Consider the following 3409-nt stretch of genomic DNA (forward strand, 5'->3'; position numbering starts at 1 on the left):
TAAAATACTGAAAGCCGTGGCCGCAGTAATGGTTTTTAAGGTAGAAGCTGTGGCCAAACCAATCTGCTCGTTTTTTGCATATAAAGTTTTGCCTGTATTGGCATCCAAAACGCAAAGCGATACTATGGCATGTTTTGCCTGTTCATCGTTTAATAGGTTATTAAATGCCTTTTCGATGTTCTGGATCCTCGTCTGGGCATTTGCTACTGTTGCTAAGCAAAGCAATAGGGATAGTGTTTTTAAAAATTTCATTCTATAATGAAGGTTATTTATAGCAGAAAACTGGTGTAATTGGCTTTGTTTATAACGCGCGTTTCGTTGGTGGGGTATGCATCCAGAAATGTTGATGGAAACCTGACTTTTTTATTTTCGTTCCATTTAATTTCTATTGCATTTATTTTCCCGTCAATTTCTTCTATCAGATCAATTTCCTGCTGTTGAAAACTGCGCCAAAAATAATATTTAGCAAGCTTTCTTTTATTATGATTGGCTTTGATATGTTCGGATATGATGTAATTTTCAAAAAGCTGACCGACATCCTGTCTTAAACCGAGTGTATTAAAGTTTTCAATCAGGGCATTCCGGATCCCTGTATCATAAAAGTAGATTTTTTTGCTCTTTTTGATTTCGTTCCGCAGGTTGCTGCTGTAAGCAGTTAACCTAAATACCACAAAACATTGCTCCAATAAATCGATGTAGCGCTCAACGGTTAACTTATCGGCTTCTATCATCTGGCCGAGTTCGGTATAGGAAACCTCATTACCGATCTGTAGCGCCAGTGCCTGTACCAATTTTTCGAGCTGTAAAGGTTTACGGATGCCTGTAAGCGACAAAATATCTTTAAAAAGATAGCTATTGGCCAGGTTTAATAACAATTCTTTTTCCTCTCCGGGATAATTGATCGCATCGGGATAAGTGCCGTAAATCAATCTTTTTTCCAAAGCCTGTTCTTCAATCAGTACATTGGTATCTTCAACAAGTTCGGCAACCGAAAAAGGGTAGAGGTGATATTCAAATTTTCGACCGGTTAACGGCTCTTTAATCCCTGTAGCCAGATCCAGAGAGGAAGAACCTGTAACCAAAAGCTGTACATCGGTAAAATGGTCAACAATCAATTTAAGTGTTAAACCAATACTGGTAACACGCTGTGCTTCGTCGATAAAAATGATTTTGTTCGAACCGATGATCGATTTTAATCTTTCAATACTGATATCGGTTAAGGCATCGCGTATGTTTGCCTCATCACAATTTAGAAAAACATAGGCCAAACCGGTTTTTTGTACCAATTGCTTTAACATAGTGGTTTTACCTACCTGCCTTGCACCGGTAACAATAATGGCTTTTTGTTTAAAAAACTTCGATTCGATATGGTTTTGCAGATTCCTGACAATCATCCCAATACATTTTCATTATTTCAAATATAAAGAAAATGCATAGCTAATCACTAAATTATATATAAAAAAGAGATCGTAATCACTAAATTATATATAAAAAAGAGATTATGATCACTAAATTATATGTTTTTGGGTTTGTGAGATTTAGCCATTAAACAACTTATTGCGTTTAATTTCCTTTCCCTGCCTAAGTTTAATAGCATGGTAAAAGCTGGGCACGTCATTTGTCCATTTTTTGAGGGTAAAAACAATAGCGAGTATCTCCAGTCTGGTTGCCAGACCGATCCAAAAGCAAAGTTCGAACAATGTAACCGATTCGCAATGGACCATAATTTCGACCAATGAAGCAAATATGATAAGCGTCCAGATTTTGGCGCCGATGGAGTGTGTGGCAATTTCTTTTTTGAATTTAATATAGCTTAACGCATAGGTAGAAGCCTCAAAAGCACCCAGAATGATCAGTTTCACCAGATTGATTTTAAAGAAATCAGGACATTGGATATAAGTAGCAACCGCTACAGAAATAAAGAATACCTGATCAATACCTGAGTCTAAACGCCTTAACTTTTCGGAAGAGATATTGAGTTTACGTGCAATAATCCCGTCGAATACATCAGTTAATAAGCCAATAGATAATAAAGTGATGGCTAAAAAAGAATAGTGGGCAACGTGGAAAATGCTTAATAAAATAATTCCGAACCCGATAAGTAACCTGGAATAAATTAAAGCGATAGGGATATGTTTCATGAATGGAGAGCGCATAAAAAAGCCCCGAATTTATCAGGGCTTTTGTTTTATTGATTAAACCAATTCTTTCTGAATCAGGTATTCGGCAATCTGAACGGCGTTGGTTGCAGCGCCCTTGCGTAAGTTATCGGCAACAATCCAAAGATTTAATGCTTTAGGTGCTGATTCGTCTCTACGGATACGGCCTACAAAAACCTCATCTTTTTCATGGGCATCTTTAGGCATCGGGTATTTTAGGTTGGCTACATCATCTACAACAATTACACCAGGTGCTTTTTCTAAAATACTGCGCACTTCGGCTAAATCAAAATCATTTTCGAATTCGATGTTAACTGACTCGGAGTGACCACCGATTACAGGGATACGAACAGTTGTAGCGGTAACTTTAATGCTGTCGTCGCTCATGATTTTGTTCGTTTCCTTAATCATTTTAATTTCTTCTTTGGTATATCCGTTTTCAGTGAAAACATCGATATGCGGAAGAACATTTAAGTCGATTTCGTAAGCATAAGCTTTAGGGCCATCAATGCCTTTACGCTCGTTCATTAATTGCTCAACAGCTTTAACACCTGTACCAGTAACCGATTGATAGGTAGAAACCACTACACGTTTGATTTTGTATTTATCGTGCAGAGGTTTTAAAACCACCACCATCTGTATGGTTGAACAGTTAGGGTTGGCAATAATTTTGTTGTCGATAGAAAGTTCGTGTGCATTAACCTCCGGTACAATTAATTTAATTGCAGGATCCATTCTCCATGCTGATGAATTATCGATAACGGTCGTTCCGGCCTCTTTAAAACGGGGTGCATGCTCTAATGAAGTGCTTCCACCGGCAGAGAACAAAGCGATATCAGGTTTCATGCTGATTGCAGTATCCATGCTAACAATTGGGAACTTCTTACCCTTAAAAGTAATTTCCTTACCAACACTCTTTTCTGATGCTACGGGAATTAACTCTGTTAAAGGGAAATTTCTTTCCTCCAATACTTTTAACATAACAGTGCCAACCAATCCGGTTGCACCTACTACTGCTACTTTCATTTTTAAATTTTAAATTATATTATTAATTATTTGATATAAGCCCAAATATGCTAAAAATTAAGCTTATATCCCTATTGTTACCAATTAAATTTGCTTTTAATATTCGGAATATTAGGTTTTCGATAGAAAATATGGCTGAGCAAAGACTTCCGAAGTTTCGTTGGGGAGGAGCGTCGGACAACTTCGGAAGTCGTGAGGCTAGGTTTCGGTTCGTGGTGACACGA

At 37.5% G+C, this 3409-nt stretch carries 4 protein-coding genes; all 4 read right to left on the reverse strand.

The genetic code is table 11. The features are described 5' to 3' along the window. A partial coding sequence (locus tag B2V92_RS10815; protein WP_293307730.1) for a D-alanyl-D-alanine carboxypeptidase occupies positions 1-252 on the reverse strand: 252 nt, incomplete at its 3' end. A 17-nt stretch (positions 253-269) separates the two neighbouring features. Continuing rightward, a complete protein-coding gene (locus B2V92_RS10820; RefSeq protein WP_293307732.1) occupies positions 270-1394 on the reverse strand; it encodes an ATP-binding protein in 1125 nt (374 codons plus the stop codon). A 144-nt stretch (positions 1395-1538) separates the two neighbouring features. Beyond that, positions 1539-2141, reverse strand: a complete 603-nt coding sequence (locus B2V92_RS10825) for a CDP-alcohol phosphatidyltransferase family protein (protein ID WP_293307734.1) — start codon at positions 2139-2141, stop codon at positions 1539-1541. 54 nt (positions 2142-2195) lie between these two features. Then, positions 2196-3185, reverse strand: coding sequence for an aspartate-semialdehyde dehydrogenase (locus tag B2V92_RS10830; RefSeq protein WP_293307736.1), 990 nt, complete (start codon positions 3183-3185; stop codon positions 2196-2198). Positions 3186-3409: the final 224 nt, after the last annotated feature.

The sequence above is a fragment of the Pedobacter sp. UBA5917 genome (assembly GCF_002432345.1).
GTDB lineage: Bacteria > Bacteroidota > Bacteroidia > Sphingobacteriales > Sphingobacteriaceae > Pedobacter.